Genomic DNA, 22,302 nt, shown 5'->3' on the forward strand with positions numbered 1-22,302 from the left:
AACTCGCGGGCTATGATCGGGGAAACGATTTCTCGGAGGTGCCATGAGCGAGCGCACGCGGCAGGTCACCATCGTCGACGTCGCCAGGCACGCGGGCGTGTCCCAGGCCTCGGTCTCGCGGGTGCTCAACGGCAAGGCCAACGTCGACCCGACGATCGCGAGCGCCGTGCACGCGGCCGTGGCCGAGCTCGGCTACGAACCCAGCCTCGCAGCCCGCAGCCTCGTGCAGGGCCGCAACCACACGATCGGCATGATCGTGCCCGACCTCGAGAACCCGCTGTTCCAGGGCATCCTCAAGGGGCTGACCCTGGCCGCCGACGCCGACGGGTACCGCGTGCTGGTCGCCGACACCGACGAGCGCGCCGAGTCCGAGGAGGCGGTCGCGCTCGAGGCGCGTCGCCGCTGCGACGCGCTCGTGCTCTGCGCGCCGCGCATGCCCGAGGCGAAGCTGCGCCAGCTCGTCGCGCGCGTCGCCCCCGTGGTCGTGGTGAACCGCCCGCTCGACGCGGCTGGCGTGCCATGGGTCGGCGTCGACTACGCCCGCGGCATCCACGACCTCGTCGACCACCTGGTGGCCCTCGGCCACCGCCGCATCGTCTACCTCGCCGGCCCCGCGTCGAGCGTCTCGAACGTCGAACGCGAGCGCGGCCTCGCGGCGGCGCGCGAGACCTTCCCGTCGCTCGAGGTCGAGATCCTCCCCGGCGGCTCGCGCCTCGACGACGGCGCCGACGCGGCCGGTGCCGTGCTCGCGGCCCGCGATCGCGGGGCGACCGCCGTGCTCGGCTTCAACGACCTGGTCGCGCTCGGCCTGCTGCACCGGCTCGCCGAGCTCGGGGTCTCGGTGCCCGGGGAGCTCTCGGTCGCCGGGTTCGACGACTCCCCGTTCGCGCGCTACTCCACGCCGCCGCTCACGAGCATGTCCGTGCCGCGCGGCGAGCTCGGCGCCCAGGTCTGGCAGCGCCTCGCGACGCTCGTCGCCGGCGGACGCTCGGAGCACACGCTGCTCTACCGCCCGCGCCTCGAGGTGCGCGCGAGCACCGGGCCGGTGCGCGCGGGCGCGGGAGTTGATCGCGCGTGAGCCCCGCGACGGACCCGATCGACCCGGCGGCCGCCTCCGTCGGGCCGCCCGATGCGGCCGGTGCACCTGCGGGGCCGCCGGACGTGGCCGGCGCGCCTGCGGGAGCCGGCGACGCCCCGGTCGCGGCCGACCGCGCCGTCAAGCGCCGCCGCTTGCTCGACCTGCTCGACGAGCGGGGCGCCGACCGCCTGTTGCTCACCTCGGCGACCGCCCTGTCGTGGTACCTCGACGGCGCACGGGTGCACGTCTCGCTCGCGGGCGACCCCATCGCGGCCGTCGTCGTTGGGCGCGATGTCGACGAGTGGCTGGTCTTCGCCAACGAGGCCGAGCGGATGCTCGCCGAGGAGCTGCCGCACGACCCCGCCGCGACCCTGACGCGGGTGCCGTGGCACGAGCCGCTCGTGGCCGATTCGCCTGGCGCGCTGCGCGAGGCCGACGTCGCCGCCGAGCTGCGCGCCGCCCGCGCGTCGCTCCTGCCGGGCGAGCTCGCCCGCTACCGCGCACTCTGCCGCGAGGTGGCCGAAGTGCTGACGGATGCTGCGTCCGGCGCCCACCCCGAGCAGACCGAGCGCGACGTCGCCGCGACGCTCGCCGCCGGTCTCGCCGCACGCGGCATAGACCCCCTGGTCACGCTCGTCGCGGGGCGGTCGCGGCTGGCTCACCGGCATCCGCTGCCCACCGCCGCCCCGATCGGCGACCGCGCGATGCTCGTCGTCTGTGGACGCCGCCACGGGCTCATCGCCAACGCGACCCGTTGGCTGCGCTTCGGCGCCGCCCGCCCCGAGGAGGCCGACGCCGAGCGGCGCATCCTCGAGGTCGAGGCGGCCTTCCTCGACGCGACCGTGCCGGGCGCCGCGCTCGGCGACGCGTTCGCCGCCGGCATCGCCGCCTACGGCGCGAACGGCTTCGCCGCCGACGAGTGGCGCAACCACCACCAGGGCGGTGCCGCCGGCTACTCGGGCCGCGACCCCCGCGCCGTGCCCGGCATCGCCGACCTCGTGCAGCCCGGCCAGCCGTTCGCCTGGAACCCCACCGCCCCCGGCGCGAAGGTCGAGGACACCGTGCTCGCAGGCTCCGACGGCGTCGAACCCCTCACCGTTGACCCGCGCTGGCCAACGATGCGCGTCGCGGGCCGCATCCGCCCCGTCGAGCTCGAAGTCGGCACCTAGAGTCTGGTGCTCACGGCTTCGTGCTGACCTGGGCCGACTCGAGTGCGCTGAATGCGGTGCGGAGCAAGGTCGCGGCGTCGACGCTGCTGGTCGCATGCGCCCAGGTGGTGAGTGCGATGTCGAAGCAGCTGAGCGATGCCTGCACGATTGCCTCAGCGCGGAGCACCGCCTCGCTGCCGCCGATCCGTTCCGCGACGAGCGGGGTGAGCAGCCGTGCCCAGGCCAGATGCTTCTCGAGGTTTCGTGCGCGGAGCGCCGGCGTGGTGCCGAGCACGCGCATCGCGCGCTTGCCGCGCACGTCATCGCGGCCCGGCGTGGCGAGCAGCGATTCGTAGGCGACGCGAAGGCCGTTCCACACCGGCTCGCCAGCGGGGCGTTCGGCGAAGCGGTCGCGCACGAACTCGCCCCAGCCCACGGGTTCCGCGATGACCGCGTCTTCCTTCGCGGGGAAGTATCGGTGGAAGCTCCGCGCCGAGATGCCGGCTGCTGCGGCGATCTGCTCGACGGTCACGTGCTCGAACCCGTGCTCGTCGAACAGGTCGACCGCGACCTCGGAGATGCGGGCGCGCACGGCGTCGCGGGCGATCTCCCGCATGCCGCTTCCGGGCTTCGATGCATTCACGCCGCAAGCATACAGCGCCAGGTATGGCAGTCTCTGACAGATGAGGCGTATAGTGTCACAAGTTCATTCACGAAGGGACCCTCATGGAACAGCGCATCCTCGGTCAGCAGGGGCTGACCGTCTCCGCCATCGGCTACGGCTCGATGGGCACCGCGGTCGGGTACGGACCGACCGACGACACCGAGTCGATCACCGCGATCCGCACGGCGCACGACCTCGGCGTCACCCACTTCGACACCGCCGAGATGTACGGCTGGGGCGCCGGTGAGGAACTCCTCGGCCGAGCCCTCGCCCCGATCCGAGACCAGGTGACGATCGCGACGAAGTTCGGATTCACGCCGTCGTTTGCCCCGAACTCGCAGCTCGATCACATCCGTGACGTCGTGGACGGCAGCCTGCAGCGACTCGGCGTGGACCACATCGACGTGCTCTACCAGCACGTGGACGACCCCGCCGTCCCCGTCGAGGAGGTCGTCGGCGTGATGCGCGAGTACGTGCAGGCCGGAAAGGTCAGGTACCTGGGGCTGTCCAACACGACCCCCGAGCATGTGCGCCGCGCGCACGCCGTGCATCCGATCTCGGTCCTGCAGACCGAGTACTCCGTCTTCCAGCGCAGTGCCGAAGCGTTCTTCCCCGTGCTCGAGGAACTCGGCATCGGACTCGTCGCCTACTCGCCGCTGGCGCGTGGCTTCCTCAGCGGTGCGGTGAAGCCCCGCACCGAGTATGGCCCGACCGACTTCCGCCAGCACATCCCGTACTGGGCGCCCGAGCACTTCGACGCCAACGTCGCCATCGTCGGCGAGCTCACCGAACTCGCCGAGTCCAAGGGCGCCACCCTCGCTCAGCTCTCGATCGCCTGGCTCCTCGCTCAGAAGGGCTCCATCGTGCCGATCCCCGGCTCACGCAATCCGAAGCGCGTCGCACAGAACATCGCCGCCGCAGAGCTCGAGCTCACGCCCGCCGACCTCGATCGCATCGCGCAGATCGCACCCGACGGCGGGATCACGGCATAGCCTCACCCGCCGCTCGCAGCCGACATCCCGCATCCGCGCCGTCGGGATCGACGCAGGACACGGCACGCACTGGCATCGGCACCTCCGACTCCGCCGATCGCCCGCCGGAGTCGTGGGCGAACGCACCGATCGCACGCCGACTGACGTCGACCGAGTACGCAAAGTGCGGGAACTCCGCGCGAGTTCCCGCACTTTGCGTACGCCTTGGCAGGAGCCGCGCACGACCGAGTACGCGAACGGCGCGAATTCGTCGCGCGATTCCGCAGCTTGCGTACTCGGTCGCGGAGCGTGGTCAGCCGGCGACGAGCGCGCCGTCGCGGGAGACGGCGACCTGCTCGTCGCGCGGCACGACCTTGACGCGCTCGCGCGCGACCCGGCCCGCGAACGCCTCGCCCAGCGAGCGCTCGTGCGCGTCGAGGGCGAGCCAGCCGGTCCAGGTCGTGAAGCGGATGCCCCTGGCCTCGAGCAGCTCGAGCACCTCGTCACCGTCCGCGGCGGCCACCGTCGGCGCGACGCCCGGTGCGGCGAGCACGCCCGCGCGCGCGTCGGCGACGAGGTGGGTCACCGTCTCGAGCGCGTCGCCCTTCGTGTGGCCGATGAGGCCGACGGGGCCCCGCTTGATCCAGCCGGTCGCGTAGAGGCCGGGAACGGCCGAGCCCGTGGCATCCGTCACCCGCCCCTCGTCGTTCGAGATCACGCGCGCCTCAGAATCGAACGGCACGCCCGGCAGCGGCGAGCTCGCGTACCCGACCGCGCGGTACACGGCCTGCACGGGCACGTCGACGAACTCGCCGGTACCCGCGACCGATCCGTCGCCCACCGGACGGGTGCGCTCGAACCGCACGCCCTCAACGCGCTCGGCGCCCAGCACCTCCACGGGCGCGTGGAAGAAGTGCAGGTGCAGCCGGCGCGACGCGGTCGGCTCGTCGCCCTCGGCGCGGCGCCAGCCGTCGAGCGTGCGGGTCATGATCTTGACCTGGTTGTTGGTGGCGACGAGCTGCGCGGCGTGCGGGTCGCGCTCGGCGCGCGCGAAGTCGTCGTCGTACACGACGATGTCGACATCGGGCACGTGCCCGAGCTCGCGCAGCTCGATCGGCGTGAACTTCACCTGCGACGGTCCGCGGCGGCCGAACACGTGCACGTCGGTGACGGGCGAGGCGAGCAGCCCGGCGTGCACGTTCGCCGGGATGTCCGTCGAGAGCAGGTCGGCCGGATGCTTCGCGAGCACGCGCGCCACGTCGAGCGCCACGTTGCCGTTGCCGATGACCGCGATCTGCCGGGCGTCGAGCGGCCAGTCGCGCGGCACGTCGGGGTGCCCGTCGTACCAGGCGACGAGGTCGGCCGCGCCGTACGACCCGGGCAGGTCGATGCCGGGGATGTCGAGCGGGGCGTCCTGCAGCGCGCCCGTCGCGAAGATCACCGCGTCGTAGCGCTCGCGCAGTTCGTCGACCGTGACGTCGCGTCCCACCTCGACGTTGCCGATGAGGCGGATCGTGCCCTCGTCGAGCATCTCGTGCAGCGAGTTCACGATGCCCTTGATGCGCGGGTGGTCGGGCGCGACGCCGTAGCGGATCAGGCCGTACGGCGCGGGCAGCGACTCGAACAGGTCGATCGCGACCTCGCCGCCGGCCTCGTCGACCTGGCGGCGGAGGATGTTGCCCGCGTAGATGCCGGCGGGACCGGCGCCGACGATCACGACGCGGAGGGAGAGGGTCATGTCAGGTGGCCTTTCGGTGGAGGGAGGTTCGGGGGTTCGGTCGGGGAGGGTTCAGGGGTTCGTTCGGTTCGAAAGCAGGCGACGGATGCCTCGCCGGCACGCCGCGCCGGTCACGACGCGCCGCCCGGAGCCAGTCCGCGCCCGCGCAGCACCCGTCGCTGCACCGGCGCGAGCAGGGCGAGCTCCACGGCGATGCCGATCGCGAGGATGACGAGGATCGCGCCGAGCACGCCCGCGAGGTCCGTCACCTCGCGACTCTGCTGGAGCAGCGCGCCGACGCCGGTGCCGAGCGAGCCGCCGACCGCGATGATCTCCGCGGCGAGCACACCGCGCCACGAGAACGCCCACCCCTGCGAGATGCCGGCGAGGTAGCCGGGCAGCGCGGCCGGGAAGACGATGTCGATCGCCTGCCGGAACCGGCCCGCGCCGAGCACGCGGCCGACCCGACGCAGCTGCGGCGGCACCTGATCGACGCCGGCGACGAGGCCGAGCGCGATCGACGGCACGCCGCCCATCAGCACGACGAACGTGACGAGCGCGTCGCTGAGTCCGAACCAGAGGGTCGCGGCGGGCACCCACGCGACCGACGGCAGCACCATGAGTCCCGAGACGACGGGTCCGACCGCTCGGCGGATCGGTCGCACCTCGGCGAGCAGGAGTCCCAGCGCGGTGCCGACCACGAGCGCGAGCGCGTACCCGACGAAGGCGCGCCCGACGCTCGTGGCGACGGCCGCGGGCAGCGTGCCCGACGCCCAGGCGGCGCCGACCGCGCCCGCGACGGCGGCGGGCGACGGCAGCACGTCGGGGGAGAGGTCGAGCAGCACGACGGCTGCCTGCCACGCGACGACGAGCAGCACGACGAAGACGACGGGCGGCAGTGCGGTGGCGAGCGCCCGTCGCACCGGGCTCCGTCGGGCGGGTGCGCGCGTCTGCAGCCGGTCGAGGCCGGCCTCGAGGCGGCGGTGGTCGTCGGCCGCCGGGGCCTCGACCACCGGAGGCTCCGACGACAGGGGCTGCGGCTGCACGGTCTCAGGCGGCATTGCGGCGGATCTCCCTGCGCAGGTGCTCGGTGATCTCGGTCGCGAGCGCGCCGACCTCGGGCGACTCGATGCGCCGCCCGTGCGTGCGCGCGACGCGCCACTCGCGCACCACGCGGCCCGGCCGGCTGCCGAGCAGCACGACGCGCTCGCCGAGGCGCGCCGCCTCGCGCACGTTGTGCGTGACGAACACGATGGTGCGGCCGGTCGCGCGCCAGACGCGCTCGAGCTCGTCGTGCAGCACGTCCCGGGTGATCGCGTCGAGCGCCGCGAACGGCTCGTCCATGAGCAGCACCGGGCGGTCCTGCGCCAGCGCGCGGGCGAGGGCGACGCGCTGCCGCATGCCGCCCGAGAGTTCGTGCGGGCGCCGCTCCGAGGCATCCGCCAGGTTCACCAGGTCGAGCAGCTCGAGCGCGCGCGTGCGGCGCTCGGCACGGCCCACGCCGCGCAGCTTCAGCGCGAGCTCGACGTTGCGCCGGGCGCTGAGCCACGGCAGCAGCGCGGACTCCTGGAACATCGCGGCGGCGCCATCGGCCGGGATCGACACGGTGCCCGAGGTGGGGGCGTCGAGGCCGGCGAGCAGGCCGAGCAGCGTCGACTTGCCGCAACCGGATGCCCCGAGCAGGCACAGGAACTCGCCGCGCGCCACCTCGAGCGAGACGTCGTCGAGCACGAGCGGGCCGTCGCCGTAACGCTGGGCGACGTGCTCCACGCGGATCGCGACTGGTGCCGGCGACACCTGGCGCGCCGGCGCGCCCCCGTCGAAGCTGGGCGCGAGGCGCACGCCCGCCGCGGTGGCGGGGGTGGACGCGGACGCGGCCTCGGTCGACGGGGTGCCCATGGTCAGCTCCGCACGGTCCCCGCGGCGAGCGTCGCGCCGTCGGCCGGGTGGATGACGAGGAACGAGCCGCCGGCGCGGTGCAGCGCGTACGGCTCGAGCGGCAGCGGTGCGGAGAGCACGAGGCGCGCGCGGCCGATGTCGTTCACGGCCAGCGCGTCGGCGGGCTCGTGGGCGAGCGTGTCGAGGTCGCGCCGGGAGCGGATCTCGGCGACGATCGCCTGCACGGTCGTCGTGCCGTGCTTCACGAGCACGCGGGCCCCCTGCGCGAGCGTGCGCGCGTCGAGCTGGAACAGGTCGGCATCGATCTCGCGACGGCCCTCGGGGAGGGTGCCGGCCTCGGCGAGCAGCGTGCCGCGGGCGAGGTCGACGTCGTCGGCCAGCCGCAGGGCGACCGACTGCGGGGCGGCCGCGGCGTCGGCGGGGGCGCCGGCGACCTCGACGCCGGTGACCGTGGTCTCGATGCCCGACGGGAAGACCTGCACGCGGTCGCCCACGCGCACGGTGCCCGACGCGATGCGGCCGGCCGCGGCGCGGTAGTCGCGGTGGGCCTCGGCGGTCGCGGGGTCGCCGGCGAGGTCGGGCGCGAGGCCGCCCTGCGGGCGCAGCACGAGCTGCACCGGCAGCCGGAACGCCTCTGCGTCGGCCTCGAGCCCGTCGAGCGGCGGCAGCGTCTCGAGCAGCTCGAGCAGCGACGGTCCGTCGTACCAGGGCGTGCGCGACGACCGGTCGACGACGTTGTCGCCGTCGAGCGCCGAGACGGGCAGCACGTGCACGTCGGCCAGCCCGAGTTCGCCCGCGATGCGGCGCACGTCGTCGGCGACGCGGGTGAACGCGCGCTCGTCGAAGCCGAGCAGGTCGATCTTGTTCACCGCGACGACCACGTGCGGCACGCGCAGCAGGGCGACGACCGCGAGGTGCCGCCGCGTCTGCTCGAGCACGCCGTTGCGCGCGTCGACGAGCACGACGACCGCGTCGGCCGTGGTCGCGCCCGTGACCATGTTGCGCGTGTACTGCACGTGCCCGGGGCAGTCGGCGAGGATGAAGCTGCGCTGCCCGGTCGAGAAGTAGCGGTAGGCCACGTCGATCGTGATGCCCTGCTCGCGCTCGGCGCGCAGGCCGTCGGTGAGCAGCGCGAAGTCGAACCCGGTGCCCTGGCCGAAGCCGCGCTCGCGCGAGGTGCGGGCGACCTGCTCGAACTGGTCGGCGAGGATCGCCTTCGAGTCGTGCAGCAGGCGCCCCACGAGGGTGGACTTGCCGTCGTCGACGCTGCCGGCGGTCGCGAAGCGGAAGAGCGAGGTCGCGCCGGCGGCGCGGTCGAGGGCGGGGCCGGCGCTCGCTGGGGCATCCGTCGCGCTCGCGGGGGCGAGCAGCTGCGTGGCATCCGTCATCAGAAGTACCCGTCCTTCTTGCGGTCCTCCATGGCCGCCTCGGAGAGGCGGTCGTCGGCGCGCGTCGCGCCGCGTTCGGTGATGGTCGTCGCGGCGACCTCGCGCACGATCGCGTCGAGGTCCGCGGCATCCGACTCGACGGCCCCCGTGCAGCTCAGGTCGCCGACCGTGCGGTAGCGCACCGTGCGCCGCTCGACGGTCTCGCCCGCGCGGGGCGCCGACACGTCACTCACCGCGAGCCACATGCCGTCGCGCGCATACACCTCGCGCTCGTGCGCGAAGTACAGCGGTGGCAGGGCGATGCGCTCGCGCGCGATGTAGCGCCAGACGTCGAGCTCGGTCCAGTTCGAGATCGGGAAGGCGCGCACGTGCTGCCCGACCGTGTGCCGGCCGTTGTAGAGGCTCCAGAGCTCGGGCCGCTGGTTGCGCGGGTCCCACTGGCCGAACTCGTCGCGCAGCGACAGGATGCGCTCCTTCGCCCGCGCCTTGTCCTCGTCGCGGCGCGCGCCGCCGAAGACCGCGTCGTGTCGCCCGGCGGCGATCGCGTCGAGCAGCGGCAGCGTCTGGAGCGGGTTGCGCGTGCCGTCGGCGCGCTCGGCCAGCCGCCCGTCGTCGAGGTAGTCCTGTACCCGCGCCACCTCGAGGCGCACCCCGAGGCGCGCGGCCGTCTCGTCGCGGAAGCGCAGCACCTCGGGGAAGTTGTGCCCGGTGTCGACGTGCAGCAGCGGGAAGGGCACCGTGCCGGGCCGGAACGCCTTCGCGGCCAGGTGCAGCACCACCACCGAGTCCTTGCCGCCCGAGAACAGCAGCACGGGCCGCTCGAACTCGGCGACCACCTCGCGGATCACGTGGATCGCCTCGGCCTCGAGCGCGTCGAGCGCGTCCAACCCGGCGGGGGCAGCGGATGCCGCGGCATCCGTCGTCGTCAGCGTGTCGGTCATAGGTGCAACCCGCATTCCGTCTTGGCGAGGCCGGCCCAGCGGCCCGACCTCGGATCGTCGCCTTCGGCGACGGGCTTCGTGCACGGCTCGCACCCGATCGACGGGTAGCCGTGCGACATGAGGAGGTTCACGGGCACGGCGTGCGCGCCCGCGTACTCGAGGAGGTCGTCGAAGCTCCACGCCGCGACCGGGTTCACCTTCACGAGTCCGTTGCGCTCGTCGTAGGTCACGAGCGGCGTGCCCGTGCGGGTCGGCGCCTCGTCGCGGCGCACGCCCGTGAACCACACCTCGTAGCCCGCGAGCGCCCGCTGCAGCGGGGCGACCTTGCGTCGCGCGCAGCACAGCGCCGGGTCGCGGGTGAACAGCTCCGCGCCGAACTCGGCGTCCTGCTCGGCGACCGTCTGCTCGGGCAGCACGTCGACGACGCGCACGTCGAGCTGCCGGGCGACCTCGTCGCGCGTGACGCGCGTCTCGGTGAAGTGGTACCCGGTGTCGAGGAACAGCACGTCGACGCCGGGCAGGTGCTGCGAGACGAGGTGGGGGAGCGCGGCGTCGGCCATCGAGCAGGCGACGGCCGCGGCATCCGTCGCGAAGTGCCGGGCGACCCAGGCGACGACCTCGGCGGGGGAGGCTTCGTGGTCCGTCAGGCTGCCGAGCTCGGCGTTCCCTGCCTCGGCGAGGGCGCGCAGCTCGTCGGGCGAGCGGCGGGCGGGCGCGTCGTGGGTCGAGCGCCGGGCGAATGCCCCGGGCGCAACGCCGGCCCCGGAGGCATCCGCTGCCATGGTCGAGACGGTGACGGATGCCTCCGGCGCCACGCCGACTCCACGGGCATCCGCTGCCGTGCTCCCCAGGTTGCGCGCGCTCATCGCAGCGACTCCTCGTCGGCCCGGTGCGCCCACTGCGCGAACGTCTCGTCGGCCGCCTGGTCGCGCTCGTCGAGGAAGCGCGTGACGACCCGCTCGACGTAGTCGGCGATGCCGTCGGCGGCGACCTTGAGGCCGCGCACGGTGCGGCCGAGGCCGGCCTCGTCGCGGTCCTGCGAGGCGAGCCCGCCGCCGAGGTGCACCTGGTAGCCGGGCACCTGCTCGCCGTCGATCGTGACGAGCTGGCCCTTCAGCCCGATGTCGGCCGTCTGGATGCGCGCGCACGAGTTGGGGCAGCCGTTCACGTGCAGGCTGATCGGGTGCGGCAGGTCGAGCTGGTCGAGACGCTCCTCGAGCTCGAGCACGGCGGCGGTCGCGTGGCCCTTGGTCTCGACGATCGCGAGCTTGCAGAACTCGATGCCCGTGCAGGCGATGGTGCCGCGGCGGATCAGGCTCGGGCGTGCCTGGAGCCCGAGCGCGTCGAGGCCGGCGATGAGCGACTCGACTCGGGTCTCGGGGATGTCGAGCACGACGACCTTCTGGTGCGGGGTCGTGCGCAGGCGGCTCGACCCGTGCGCCTCGACGAGCTCGGCGAGCGCCGTGAGCGTCTCGCCCGACACGCGCCCGACGATCGGGGTCGCGCCGACGTAGAACCGGCCGTCCTTCTGGCGGTGCACGCCGACGTGGTCGCCCGTCGTCGTCGGCGTGGGCGCGGCGGGGCCGTCGGGCAGGGCGTGCCCGAGGTACTCGGTCTCGAGCACCTCGCGGAACTTCTCGGTGCCCCACTCGGCGAGCAGGAACTTCAGGCGCGCCTTGTTGCGCAGCCGCCGGTAGCCGTAGTCGCGGAAGATCTGCGCGACCCCGTGCCAGGCGTCGGCCACCTGCTCGGGCGCGACGAACACGCCGAGCCGCTCCGCGAGCCGCGGCGCCGTCGAGAGGCCGCCGCCGACCCACAGGTCGTAGCCGACGCCGAGCGTCGGGTGCTCGACCGCGACGAACGCGACGTCGTTGATTTCGTGGACGACGTCCTGGCTCGGGTGGCCCGTGATCGCCGACTTGAACTTGCGCGGCAGGTTCGTGAGCGACTCGTCGCCGATGAAGCGGCTCGTGATCTCGTCGATCTGCGGGGTCGGGTCGATGAGCTCGTCGGCGGCGATGCCCGCGACGGGCGACCCGAGCACCACGCGCGGCACGTCGCCGCACGCCTCGGTCGTGCCGAGGCCGACCGACTCGAGCCGGCGCCAGATCTCGGGCACGTCCTCGACGCGGATCCAGTGCAGCTGCACGTTCTGCCGGTCGGTGAGGTCGGCGCTGCCGCGCGCGAACTCCGTCGAGATGCCGCCGATCACCCGCAGTTGCTCGGTGGTGAGCTGCCCGCCGTCGATGCGCACGCGCAGCATGAAGTACTCGTCCTCGAGCTCGTGCGGCTCGAGCGTCGCGGTGCGACCGCCGTCGATGCCGGGCTTGCGCTGCGTGTACAGCCCCCACCAGCGGAACCGGCCGTGCAGGTCGGTCGGGTCGATCGACGCGAACCCGTCGCGGGCGTAGGTGGTCTCGATCCGCTCGCGCACCGCGAGCCCGCCGTCGACCTGCTTCCACTCCTCGTTCGCGTTGAGCGGCGCCGTGCCGTCGACCTTCCACTGCCCGTTCGGGCGGCTCGCGGGTCGCGGCGGGCGGGCCTGGCGGGCGGGTCGTTCGGCGGGCGCGGACCCGTCGGCGGGCGCCTCGCGCGAGCTGCGCGGCGTGCGCCCCGCGGCATCCGTCGTCTCGATCGTCACGATCACCCCTCCTCGCTGCGGCCCCCGATCGGGGGTGCGTGCCCGACGGTACGGAAGGTCGAGCGGATGCCGGTAGGGCGCCGCGTCACGCTGGGTCACGTGGGGTCATGCAACGCGTAACACTCGCGTCATCGGGGTGCGTCAGTGGACGTGCGCAGCGCCCGCGGTGTATCGGTCGAGCACGATCGCGACGAGCTCGGCGGGGGCCGGGGCGTCGTGGCGCAGCAGGGGCGCGGCCATGACGTCGGGTGCGCTCGCGGCCGCGAGGTCCTGGAAGTAGCCGGGCGCGAGCAGGTAGCTCGCGACGGCCACGCGGGCGTCCGGGCCGGCGCCCTCGCGCGCTGCCCGCACCGCCCCGCCCAGCCTCGGCTCGGCGGCCGACAGGAACCCGATCGCGCCCTCGTGCGGTGCGAGACCCGTCGAATGACTGCGCTCTGGCACGCCAGAGCGCAGCTTTCCGTCGGGTCTCGCAACCTGGGGCGCGGCTGCCGCTCGGGCGAGGCGAGCGGCCATGTCGCGACACGCGTCGACGGCGCGGGCGTCGCTCGAACCTGCGGCGGCGAGCACCACGCGGTCGTCGTCGCGGGCACCCGCCTCGGCGAGGCGGCGGCGCAGCACCGGTACGAGGCGGTCGTCGGGACCGAGCGCCTCGGCGACCGCGACCGGCCGGCCGCCCGCGCGCGCGTCGGCCGCCGCGTCGGCGAGGTCGACGTGCACGTGGTATCCCGCCGAGAGCAGCAGCGGCACGAGCACCGCGGGTGTCTCGTCGGGCAGCGTCGCGAGCGAGGTGGGCACGTCGGGCTGCTCGACGTCGACGTGGCAGAGGCGCAGCTCGGGGGCATCCGACCCCCACCGCTCGCCCGCCGCAGCGGCGACCGCGTCGAACAGCGCCCGCACCGCGGTGCGCCCCTCAATCGACGACGTGCCGTGCGACACGGCGACGAGCGCGGGCGGGCGTGACTTCACGCGCCCATGCTCGCACCCCGCGCGCGCGGACCCTCGGATGTCTCCCCGCGTGACGCCCGCGCCCGCCGCCCGCACTCCCGCACGACCGAGTACGCAGAGTGCGGAAACTCCGCGTGAGTTTCCGCACTCTGCGTACTCCGTCGCAGCCCCAGCGCTCGGCGGGGTACGCAAATGGCGGGAATCCGCGGCGCGTTCCCGCAGTTTGCGTACTCGGTGGGCGCGATCAGTCGTCGGAGAGGGCGGCGCCCGCGGCGCCCAGCTCCTCGCACTCCGCGAGGTCGCCCTCGAAGAACCAGATGGCGAACTCGTCGGCGGGTTGCACGAGCCTGGAGGCGCCCAGCGCCTCGACGCGCACCGCGACCGGGTTCCACCCCTGCGACCCGCACTCGACCATCTCGGCACCGCCGTCGTAGCGGATGGCCGCGGTGTACGCCTGGGACATGCCGGCGGGCACCACGAGCCCGCCGAGGATCTCGAAGCCCGCGTCGAACGTCTCGTCGGCCTGCGAGAGTGGCTCGGGCCCGTTCGGGTTCACGTGGTCGACGCGGAGACCGAGCAGGTTGCCGCTGCCCATGCCCTCGAGCCACACCTCGCGCACGGTCACGTCGACCCAGCCGCCGTTCACGACCTGCACCCGGAGCTCGCAGCTCATGCCCGGCGTGAGCTCGGCCATCGGCTGCAGGAACTCCTCGTTCCACGGGTCCGACGTCAGGTGCACCGCGCTGCCGTCGCACCGCAGCGGCTCGGCGTCGTACACGACGCGCACTCCGCCGAGCGCGCTTGCGCCGAGGGCGGCCCAGGCGGCCCAGCCCGCGAGGGCGACGACGGCGATCGCGGCGACGATCCAGCCGGCGACCGCTCCGGCCCGTCGGCGCGGCGGAGCAGGCGGAGCGGCGTCGGCGCCGCCCGGTTGCGCCTCGTGCGCCGGCGCGCCGATCATGGTCATGCGCTCATCATGGCAGCGGCCCCTCCGCTCGGCGGGCATTGCGCACAGGGCGGAGACGTGTACGCTGGATAGCGCTTTCCCACACGAGCGGCGCGAACCAGGCGCAGGATCGACGACGAACCGAGGAGCCCGATGCCCGACCTCCGCATCGACCAGTCCGACGACCGCCTCACGATCACCGACCCGGGCGCCGACGACGGCGGCGTCACCCTCGCGGAGTACGTCTTCCGCCCAACGCACCCGACCTACGAGTCGCCGCGTCCGTACCTCAGCCCGATTCGCACGCGCGCCGGGCGCACCGTGTCGCTCTACCGCCCGCACGACCACGTCTGGCACAAGGGCATCGCCTGGTCGCTCCCCGTCGTCGGCGACGAGAACTTCTGGGGCGGCCCCACCTTCGTGCGCGGCGAGGGCTACGTGCAGCTGCCCAACAACGGCACGCAGCGCCACGACGGCTTCGAGCGAGCGGATGCCTCCGGCAGCAGCCCGCGCGCCGTCGAACGCCTGACCTGGGTGACCGAGGCGGGCGAGGCGATCTTCGACGAGGAGCGCACGCTCGCCGCATCCGTCATCGCCGACGACGCCTGGCTGCTCGGCTTCGCGACCCGCCTGACGAACCGCACCGACCGCGCGATCCCGATCGGTTCGCCCACCACGAGAGGGCGCGAGAACGCCGGATACGGCGGCCTGTTCTGGCGCGGACCCCGTTCGTTCACCGGCGGGCAGCTGCTCGCCCCGGGCGTCACCGGCGGTGACGAGCTCCGCGGCACGCGCGCGCCCTGGATGGGCTTCACCGGGAAGCACGACGAGATCGACGCGGCCTCGACCGTCGTGTTCGTCGACGACCCCGGCAACCTCCAGCACCCGACGCAGTGGTTCGCGCGCAGCGAGGAGTTCGCGTGCATCTGCCCGGCGCCGTTCTTCAGCGAGGAGCACGAGATCGCTCCCGACGACGCGATGACGCTGCGCTACGGGGTGGTCGTCGCCGACGGGGCATCCGACCCCGAGCGCGCCGGAGCGCTCGCGTGGGCCGCCGGCGAACGCCTCGACGACCTGCTGGGGCAGCGATGACGACGGATGCCCCGGGCGCACCCCGCCCCGACTTCCCCGGCGGCACGTCGGTCAGCCGGCTCGACGTGTACGACGGCGTCGCGCCCGACGGGCTCGCGGGCGGCACGCCGCACCTGCACACGGTCTCGAGCGAGGCGTACGTGGTCGTCGCCGGCGAGGGTGCGGTGCAGACGATCGACGCGAGCGGGTTCCGCGAGACGCCGCTCGCACCGGGCGACGTGGTCTGGTTCTCGCCGGGCGTGATCCACCGCGCGATCAATCGAGGCGGGCTCTCGGTGCGCGTCGTCATGCAGAACGCCGGGCTGCCCGAGGCGGGCGACGCGGTCATGACCTTCCCCGACGACGTGCTCGCCGACGCCGACGCGTACGCGGCGGCCGCGGCACTGCCCGGGGCGGATGCCCCCGAAGCCGACCGACTCGCCGCCGCGATGCGCCGCCGGGACCTCGCCGTTGCCGGGTTCGCCGCGCTCCGCACACCCGAGGGCGACGTGGATGCCGAGGCGCTGCGGCGCCTGTACGCGCGTGCCGGGGCGCTGGTCGCACCGCGTGCGGCCGCGTGGCGCGCGCTCTGGGAGGCATCCGTCGCCCGCATCGCCGCCGCGACCGACGCGCAACTGGCCGCGCTCGCCGCCGGCGACTCCGCCCACCTCGCCGACGGCCGCGTCGCGACCCGCCCGGCCGAGCCCGCGTTCGGCATGTGCGGGCGCCTGCACCGCTACGAGCCCGGCGACCTCGTCGACCTGAGCGGGCTCGCGCCCACCGACGCACCCGATGACCTCTCCTCCGAAGGGAACCCCGCATGACCACCACCTCGCTCCGCGCCGCGATCGTCGGCACCGGCGCCATCGCCCACGCTCACGCGGAGTCGCTGCGCGAGCTCGGCGTGCCGATCGTCGGCGTCGCCGACCAGGTGCGCGAGGCCGCCGAGGGGTTCGCCGAGCAGTTCGGCGCCGAGGCCGTCTACGAGGACCTCGGGACCATGCTCGCCGAGGCGCGGCCCGACGTGTTGCACGTCTGCACGCCGCCCGTCGTGCATGCCGAGCAGGCGGTCGCGGCGCTCGATGCCGGGGTGCACGTGGTCTGCGAGAAGCCCGCCGCGCTCTCGCTCGCGCAGCTCGACGAGATGACCGCCGCCGCGGAGCGCAACGACCGCCGCCTCGTCGTGGTGTTCCAGCAGCGCACCGGCACCGCGGCCGCGCACGTGCAGTCGCTCCTGTCATCGGGCGCGTTCGGCCGCACGCTCGTGGCGACCTGCCAGACGCTCTGGTACCGCGACCCGGCGTACTTCGCGGTGCCGTGGCGCGGCAAGTGGGCGACCGAGGGCGGCGGGCCGACGCTCGGCCACGGCATCCACCAGATCGACCTGCTCGCCTGGCTGCTCGGCGACTGGACCAGCGTGCGCGGCGACCTCTGGCGCCTCGACCGCGAGACCGAGACCGAGGACGTCTCGACCGCGACCGTCGGCTTCGCGAACGGCGCCGTCGCGCAGGTCATCACGAGCGCGGTGTCACCGCGCGAGACGAGCTCGATCCGCATCGACACCGAGAAGGCGACCATCACGGTCGACCACCTCTACGGGCACGGGCACGACCACTGGCGCATCACGCCCGCGCCGGGCATCGACGAGGCCGAGGTCGCGAGCTGGGTACTGCCGGGCGTGGAGGAGCCGAGCGGGCACCTCCCGCTGCTGCGGGACGCGTACGCCGCGTTCGCCTCGGGCGACGAGCTGCCCGCCACCGCGACCGCCCCGGGCCGCTCGTTCGAGCTCGTCACCGCGATCTACTCGTCCGCCGCGCACGACGGCGCACTCGTCACGCCCGAGTCGCTGCGCGAGGACGCGGCACGCCTGACGAGCCTCGAGAGCCCGGTGACCGAGCGCCGCCCGGGCGCCTGAGCGCGGCCGCAGCACGTGGCCGCCCGCGGCTCAGTTGCCCCAGAATGCCCCCGTGAGCCCCGCGCCCCGGAAGTACGCGCCCACCTCGGCGGGCTCGCGCCGGGTGTACCCGCGCTCGAGGCGTCCCGAGTACCAGTCGGACGCGAGGTTCCAGAGCCGATCGAGGCCGAACACCGAGCCGCGCGCGTTGCCGGTGCGGGCGAGCCAGTCGTCGACGCAGCGCTCGTCGCAGAAGATGCGCTGGTGGCTGCAGGTGTGGATCACGTCGTCCCACACGTGCGCGACCGGCACGAGGAAGTGCGCCACCTGGTCGCCCTCGGGTGGCGCCTCGTCGTCGACCACCCACGCGTGCGCCCGCCCGCACGCCGGGCACGTGGTCGCCACCAGCGACGGCGACGCCCCGGGCACGAGGTTCGGAATGGAGAACGCGTCCCACGCGCATCCGCCCCACCACAGCGTGTCTGCGCTCTTCACCGAGAACCCGAAATCGCGGGTCGCGAACGGATGCGCCAGGGCGATGCGCCCCTCGGCGTCGAGCGCGAGGTGGCGATGCTCGGCCAGCTCTCGGATGCCCTGCCGCACCTCGTCGGGCGTCGCCCCGAGGTCGGCCGCGAGCTCCTCGGCCGTGCCGACGCGCCCCTCCTCGGCGAACGAGTGGTAGATGCGGACGCGGAGCGTCTCGAGATCGATCATGATCGCCTCCCTCTGGTGTTCCTACCACCGACGACCGCTGTCGCGCATCGGGGATCCGCCGGGCCGTCCCGCCTGCGGTGCTCCGGGTTCCCACCCGTGGCGGCGTCCGCAGCGCGAGGGGTGCAGAATACGAACGAGCGCGAATCCCCGACGCGCGAGGAGGTGCGGCCGATGCCGAACGCGGTGATCCTGTCCGGGCACGGACGCTACGACGACCCCTTCCACCCGTTCATCGACACGTCCCAGGCGCTCGCCGACCTGCTCGTCGACGAGGACCTCACGGTCGAGATCGTGCACGACACGGATGCACGGCTGGCGGCCGGTCTCGCCGGCGTCGACCTGCTCGTCGTGCACACCGGCGACCCGTGGCGCTCGCTCGTCGACGCGACCCTGCTGCCAGAGCGCGAGCGCCGCACGCCGGCGCCCGACGTGCTCGCGGCGGAGCGCGCGAACCTCGCCGAGGCGGTCGAGCGCGGCATCGGCCTGCTCGGCATGCACGCGGCATCCGCGTCGCTGCGCGACCTGCCGCAGTGGCACGAACTGCTCGACGGCGAGTGGGACGCCGAGTTCTCGTTCCACCCGCCGCTCGGCACGGCGTCGGTGCAGGTCCACGTCGGTGCGCACCCGGTGGTGGCCGGCCTCGCCGACTTCGAGCTGTACGACGAGAAGTACACCGACCTCGCGATCGGCGAGCACGTGGTGCCGCTGGTCGAGCACACCTACGACGGCGAGCAGCATCCGCTCGTGTGGGCGCGCGAGATCGGCCGCACGCGGCTCGTCTACGACGCGTTCGGCCACGACATGCGCTCATACGACAGCCCCGAGCATGTCACGCTGCTGCGCAACGCCGTGCGCTGGCTGCTCGAGGAGCGCCCGTGAGCCGCCGCATCGTGCTCGCCCCCGACTCGTTCAAGGGCACCGCGTCGGCCGCCGACGCCGCAGCGGCGCTCGCCGCGGGCTGGGCGCGCACCGCCCCCGACGACGAGGTGCTGGCCCGCCCGATGGCCGACGGCGGTGAGGGCACGGTCGACGCGCTCGCTGCCGCCGACCCGGCCGCCGAGCGGATGCCCGTGCGCGTGACCGGGCCCGACGGCCGCCCGGTCGACACGAGCTGGCTGCGCCTCACCGGCGCCGACGGTGAGCGCCTCGGCGTGGTCGAGCTCGCGAGTGCGTCGGGCATCACCCTGCTCGATCCGCTCCAGCCGCTCGACGCGCACACCATCGGCTTCGGGGAAGCGATCGCCGCCGCCCTCGATGCGGGCGTCGACCGCCTACTGCTCGCGATCGGCGGCAGCGCCTCGACCGACGGTGGGCTCGGCGCCCTCACCGCGCTCGGTGCCAGGGCGACGGATGCCTCCGGGCAGCCGGTCGCGCCCGGCAACCGCGGCTTGGGCGACCTCGACGCGATCGAGCTGTCGGGCCTGCGGCCCCTGCCGCCCGGCGGCGCCGTGATCCTGAGCGACGTGACGAACCCGCTGCTCGGGCCTGCGGGCGCGGCAGCCGTGTTCGGCCCGCAGAAGGGCGCCGACGCCGACACCGTCGCGCTGATGGACGCACACCTCGCCCGCTTCGTGCGCGTGCTGCGCCACGGCTTCGAGGCGGCGGATGCCCCGAGGCCGGCGCCCGCCCCCGAGACGCCCGGCGCGGGTGCGGCCGGCGGCGCCGGGTACGGGCTGCTCGCATGGGGCGCGACCGCGGTGAGCGGCGCCGCCGCCGTCGCGGAGGCGATCGGGCTGGCCGCGGCGATCGACCGCGCGGACGTGGTCGTGACCGGCGAAGGCAGGTTCGACGGTCAGTCGGAGGCGGGCAAGGTGCCGTCGGAGGTGCGGGCGACCGCGCTGGCCGCGGGCGTGCCGGTCGCCCTGGTCGCGGGCGCGATCGCCGCGGAGACCGGCGACTTCGTCGCATCCGTCTCGCTCACCGACCTGGCCGGCAGCGGTGACGAGGCCATGGCCCGCACGCTCCACTGGCTCGAGGAGGCGGGCGCGCGGCTCGCCGGCGAGGTCGCCGCGGGCTGAGCACGGGCCCCGAGGCATCCGTCGCCTGAACCGGCCATGACGGGCGCCGATACCTCGACGGGTTTCGGCGCGCGCCGCGGCGGCGCTAGACTGGCGGAACGCATCGAATCGATTCGAGATCGCGGCAGATCCGGTCGATCCGACTCCGGCGGCGCGCACGCGGCCCGCCATTCCTCACCTTCCGCCCCAGACGGTGCCCGACGGCGCGCATCGCTCGTGACCCTTCGAACAGGAACGCAGTGACCGCGACGAGCCCCATCCCCATCGTCATGCCGAGCGATGCGCGCACCCCGCACGCGGGTGACGCGCTGACGCGCCGCCAGCGGCTGACGTACATCTTCGTGCTCGGCGCGCTGACCGCGCTGGGCCCGTTCACGATCGACCTCTACCTGCCGGCGTTCCCGGCGCTCGAGTCCGACCTCGGCGTGACCGCGGCGGCCGTGCAGCTCACGCTCACCGGCACCATGCTCGGCTTCGGGTTCGGCCAGCTCGTCGTCGGCCCGTGGAGCGACAAGATCGGGCGGCGGCTCCCGCTCATCCTCGCGACCGTGCTGCACGTGCTCTCGTGCGTCGGCGCGGCGCTGTCGCCCGACATCTTCTGGCTCGGCGCCTTCCGCCTGCTGATGGGCTTCGGCGCGGCCGCCGGCGCGGTCGTCGCGATGGCGATGGTGCGCGACCTGTTCGGCGGCAAGCCGCTCGTGCGCATGCTCTCGCGTCTCGCGCTCGTGTCGGGTCTCGCGCCCGTGATCGCGCCGGTGATCGGCTCGCAGCTGCTGCTCATCACCGACTGGCGCGGCATCTTCTGGGTGCTCGCCGGCTACGGCGCGGCGGTGCTCGTGGCGGTGCTCGTGCTGCTCGTGGAGACGCTGCCGAAGCAGCGCCGCCACCAGCCGGGCCACTCCACGATGGGGCAGCGTTACAAGGCCCTGTTCACCGACCGCATCTTCATCGGCGTGGCACTCATCGGCGGCATGAACTTCACCGGCCTGTTCGCCTACCTGTCGGCATCGTCGTTCGTATTCCAGGACGTCTACGGCTTCGACGCGCAGCAGTACGGCCTGCTGTTCGCCGCGAACTCGATCGGCGTGGTCGCGGGCGTGCAGACCTCGTCGCGCCTCATGTCGAAGCTCGACGTGGGCCCGCAGTGGATCCTCGCGACGACCACGATCGTGCAGCTCTCGATGGCGATCGCGATCGTCGTGCTCGACCAGGCGGGCGCCGGGCTGTGGGGCGTGATCATCCCGCTCTGGTTCTTCATCGCCGCCTGCGGCTTCAACTTCCCGGCCGTGCAGGTGCTCGCGCTCGCGCACCACGGTTCTGAGGCGGGCACCGCCGCGTCGCTGCTCGGCGCGCTGAACTTCGGGCTCGCGGGCCTCATCTCGCCGCTCATCGGCCTGCTCGGCGTGGGTTCGTCCACCCCGATGGGCGCGGTCATGGGCATCGCGATCGTCGTGGCGATCCTCGTGCTCTGGATCGTGGTGCGCCCACGCACCGTGCCGCCTCTCAGCGACTGACCTCATTCCACGCGATAGCGTGGACCGATGGGGGAGAGCGAGCGAGCGGATGCCGCGGCCGAAGCCGAGGCGCGCAGCGTCGGGCGACGCGTCCCCCTCTTCAGCGGCATCGCCGCCGTGCTGCTCGCGGCCGGGCTCGGCCTGCTGATCGCCGGGCGCTTCGACGGGCTGCCCGTCGAGATCGACGAGGAGTGGGCCGAGGAGATCCTCGAGATCCGCGGCCCAGTCGGCATCTGGCTCGCGACGGCCATGGACTGGCTCGGCGGCGGAATCGTCGGCGTGTTCGTCGTGCCGCTCGTCACGATCGGCCTGCTGCTCCTGCTGCGCCGGCCGTGGGGTGCGGCGTACTTCCTCGCGGCATCCGTCGCCAGCGCCGGCCTGGTGCAGCTGCTCAAGCAGCTCTTCGGCCGCGCCCGCCCCGAGGACATGCTCGTCACGAGCGATTTCGGCTCATTCCCGTCGGGGCATGTGGCGAACGCGGCGACGATCGCGGTCACCCTCGGGGTCATCGTGCCGCGGGTCTGGGTGTGGGCGGCGGGTACTGCGTACGTCGTGCTCATGCTGGTCAGCCGTACGTACCTCGGCGTGCACTGGTTCACCGACACGATCGGGGGACTGCTGGTCGGCGCGGGCGTCGCGCTCATCCTGTGGGCGCCGTTCGCACGGCCGCTCGAGCGCGAGCGGCAGGCGTGGCATCCGCCCGGCTCCCGCACGACGACCGCCGCCTGACCGCTCCCGGCCGCCCCGCCGGCG

General features: G+C 73.9%; 21 protein-coding genes. 10 read left to right on the plus strand and 11 right to left on the minus strand.

All coding sequences use genetic code 11. The annotated features are described in order from the left end of the window. Positions 1-43 precede the first annotated feature (43 nt). Positions 44-1,078, plus strand: a complete 1,035-nt coding sequence (locus tag QUE38_RS12595; RefSeq protein WP_286308599.1) for a LacI family DNA-binding transcriptional regulator — start codon at positions 44-46, stop codon at positions 1,076-1,078. A 191-nt stretch (positions 1,079-1,269) separates the two neighbouring features. After that, complete coding sequence (locus QUE38_RS12600; RefSeq protein ID WP_433996974.1) at positions 1,270-2,247, plus strand: M24 family metallopeptidase; 978 nt, start codon at positions 1,270-1,272, stop codon at positions 2,245-2,247. Between the two features lie 10 nt (positions 2,248-2,257). Here QUE38_RS12600 and QUE38_RS12605 read toward each other — a convergent pair whose 3' ends face one another. Further along, positions 2,258-2,869, minus strand: coding sequence for a TetR/AcrR family transcriptional regulator (locus QUE38_RS12605; protein WP_286308601.1), 612 nt, complete (start codon positions 2,867-2,869; stop codon positions 2,258-2,260). Positions 2,870-2,952: 83 nt separating this feature from the next. Between QUE38_RS12605 and QUE38_RS12610 the strand changes: the two genes are divergently transcribed. Next, positions 2,953-3,882 (plus strand): aldo/keto reductase, encoded by a 930-nt coding sequence (locus QUE38_RS12610; protein ID WP_286308602.1) that lies wholly within the window; start codon positions 2,953-2,955, stop codon positions 3,880-3,882. Between the two features lie 292 nt (positions 3,883-4,174). On the opposite strand, the gene QUE38_RS12615 is transcribed toward QUE38_RS12610, so the two are convergent. The 9 genes from QUE38_RS12615 to QUE38_RS12655 form a co-directional block, all read right to left on the minus strand. Next, a complete protein-coding gene (locus QUE38_RS12615) occupies positions 4,175-5,599 on the minus strand; it encodes an FAD-dependent oxidoreductase (RefSeq protein ID WP_286308604.1) in 1,425 nt (474 codons plus the stop codon). 110 nt (positions 5,600-5,709) lie between these two features. Beyond that, positions 5,710-6,591 (minus strand): ABC transporter permease, encoded by an 882-nt coding sequence (locus QUE38_RS12620; protein WP_286308605.1) that lies wholly within the window; start codon positions 6,589-6,591, stop codon positions 5,710-5,712. Positions 6,592-6,628: 37 nt separating this feature from the next. Beyond that, on the minus strand, positions 6,629-7,477 hold the full coding sequence (locus tag QUE38_RS12625) for an ABC transporter ATP-binding protein (protein ID WP_286308607.1): 849 nt from the start codon (positions 7,475-7,477) through the stop codon (positions 6,629-6,631). A gap of 2 nt (positions 7,478-7,479) precedes the next feature. Further along, entirely contained in the window at positions 7,480-8,865 is a 1,386-nt protein-coding gene (locus QUE38_RS12630; protein ID WP_286308608.1) for a sulfate adenylyltransferase subunit 1, read from the minus strand. Then, positions 8,865-9,806, minus strand: coding sequence for a sulfate adenylyltransferase subunit CysD (cysD, locus tag QUE38_RS12635; RefSeq protein WP_286308611.1), 942 nt, complete (start codon positions 9,804-9,806; stop codon positions 8,865-8,867). The genes QUE38_RS12630 and cysD overlap by 1 nt, the downstream gene beginning before the upstream one ends. Continuing rightward, positions 9,803-10,672, minus strand: a complete 870-nt coding sequence (locus QUE38_RS12640) for a phosphoadenylyl-sulfate reductase (RefSeq protein ID WP_286308613.1) — start codon at positions 10,670-10,672, stop codon at positions 9,803-9,805. Before QUE38_RS12640 ends, cysD begins: the two co-directional genes overlap by 4 nt. Continuing rightward, complete coding sequence (locus QUE38_RS12645; RefSeq protein WP_286311827.1) at positions 10,669-12,441, minus strand: nitrite/sulfite reductase; 1,773 nt, start codon at positions 12,439-12,441, stop codon at positions 10,669-10,671. The genes QUE38_RS12640 and QUE38_RS12645 overlap by 4 nt, the downstream gene beginning before the upstream one ends. A 147-nt stretch (positions 12,442-12,588) precedes the next feature. Beyond that, positions 12,589-13,413: a sirohydrochlorin chelatase gene (locus QUE38_RS12650; protein WP_286308615.1), complete on the minus strand. Its 825-nt coding sequence runs from the start codon at positions 13,411-13,413 to the stop codon at positions 12,589-12,591. Between the two features lie 223 nt (positions 13,414-13,636). Then, on the minus strand, positions 13,637-14,359 hold the full coding sequence (locus QUE38_RS12655; protein ID WP_286308618.1) for a hypothetical protein: 723 nt from the start codon (positions 14,357-14,359) through the stop codon (positions 13,637-13,639). A gap of 132 nt (positions 14,360-14,491) precedes the next feature. Between QUE38_RS12655 and QUE38_RS12660 the strand changes: the two genes are divergently transcribed. The 3 genes from QUE38_RS12660 to QUE38_RS12670 are packed head-to-tail and all read left to right on the plus strand — an operon-like array spanning position 14,492 to position 17,324. Further along, on the plus strand, positions 14,492-15,430 hold the full coding sequence (locus tag QUE38_RS12660; RefSeq protein ID WP_286308619.1) for a DUF6807 domain-containing protein: 939 nt from the start codon (positions 14,492-14,494) through the stop codon (positions 15,428-15,430). Continuing rightward, a complete protein-coding gene (locus QUE38_RS12665) occupies positions 15,427-16,233 on the plus strand; it encodes a cupin domain-containing protein (protein WP_286308621.1) in 807 nt (268 codons plus the stop codon). The genes QUE38_RS12660 and QUE38_RS12665 overlap by 4 nt, the downstream gene beginning before the upstream one ends. Beyond that, positions 16,230-17,324 carry a Gfo/Idh/MocA family protein gene (locus QUE38_RS12670; RefSeq protein WP_286308623.1) on the plus strand — a complete coding sequence of 365 codons (1,095 nt, stop codon included), beginning with the start codon at positions 16,230-16,232 and terminating at the stop codon, positions 17,322-17,324. Before QUE38_RS12665 ends, QUE38_RS12670 begins: the two co-directional genes overlap by 4 nt. Positions 17,325-17,354: 30 nt before the next feature. Here the strand turns inward: QUE38_RS12670 and merB are convergent, their stop codons facing one another. Then, entirely contained in the window at positions 17,355-18,017 is a 663-nt protein-coding gene (gene merB / locus QUE38_RS12675; protein WP_286308625.1) for an organomercurial lyase, read from the minus strand. A gap of 171 nt (positions 18,018-18,188) precedes the next feature. Here merB and QUE38_RS12680 point away from each other — a divergent pair, with 171 nt between their 5' ends. The 4 genes from QUE38_RS12680 (at position 18,189) to QUE38_RS12695 (ending at position 22,278) form a co-directional block, all read left to right on the plus strand. Continuing rightward, on the plus strand, positions 18,189-18,896 hold the full coding sequence (locus QUE38_RS12680) for a ThuA domain-containing protein (protein ID WP_286308627.1): 708 nt from the start codon (positions 18,189-18,191) through the stop codon (positions 18,894-18,896). Further along, positions 18,893-20,035, plus strand: coding sequence for a glycerate kinase (locus QUE38_RS12685; protein ID WP_286308629.1), 1,143 nt, complete (start codon positions 18,893-18,895; stop codon positions 20,033-20,035). Before QUE38_RS12680 ends, QUE38_RS12685 begins: the two co-directional genes overlap by 4 nt. 269 nt (positions 20,036-20,304) lie before the next feature. Beyond that, complete coding sequence (locus tag QUE38_RS12690; RefSeq protein ID WP_286311828.1) at positions 20,305-21,549, plus strand: multidrug effflux MFS transporter; 1,245 nt, start codon at positions 20,305-20,307, stop codon at positions 21,547-21,549. 27 nt (positions 21,550-21,576) lie between these two features. After that, positions 21,577-22,278, plus strand: a complete 702-nt coding sequence (locus tag QUE38_RS12695) for a phosphatase PAP2 family protein (protein WP_286308631.1) — start codon at positions 21,577-21,579, stop codon at positions 22,276-22,278. Positions 22,279-22,302 lie beyond the last annotated feature (24 nt).

Origin of the sequence: Agromyces mangrovi (assembly GCF_030296695.1) — a bacterium.
Taxonomy (GTDB): Bacteria; Actinomycetota; Actinomycetes; order Actinomycetales; family Microbacteriaceae; genus Agromyces; species Agromyces mangrovi.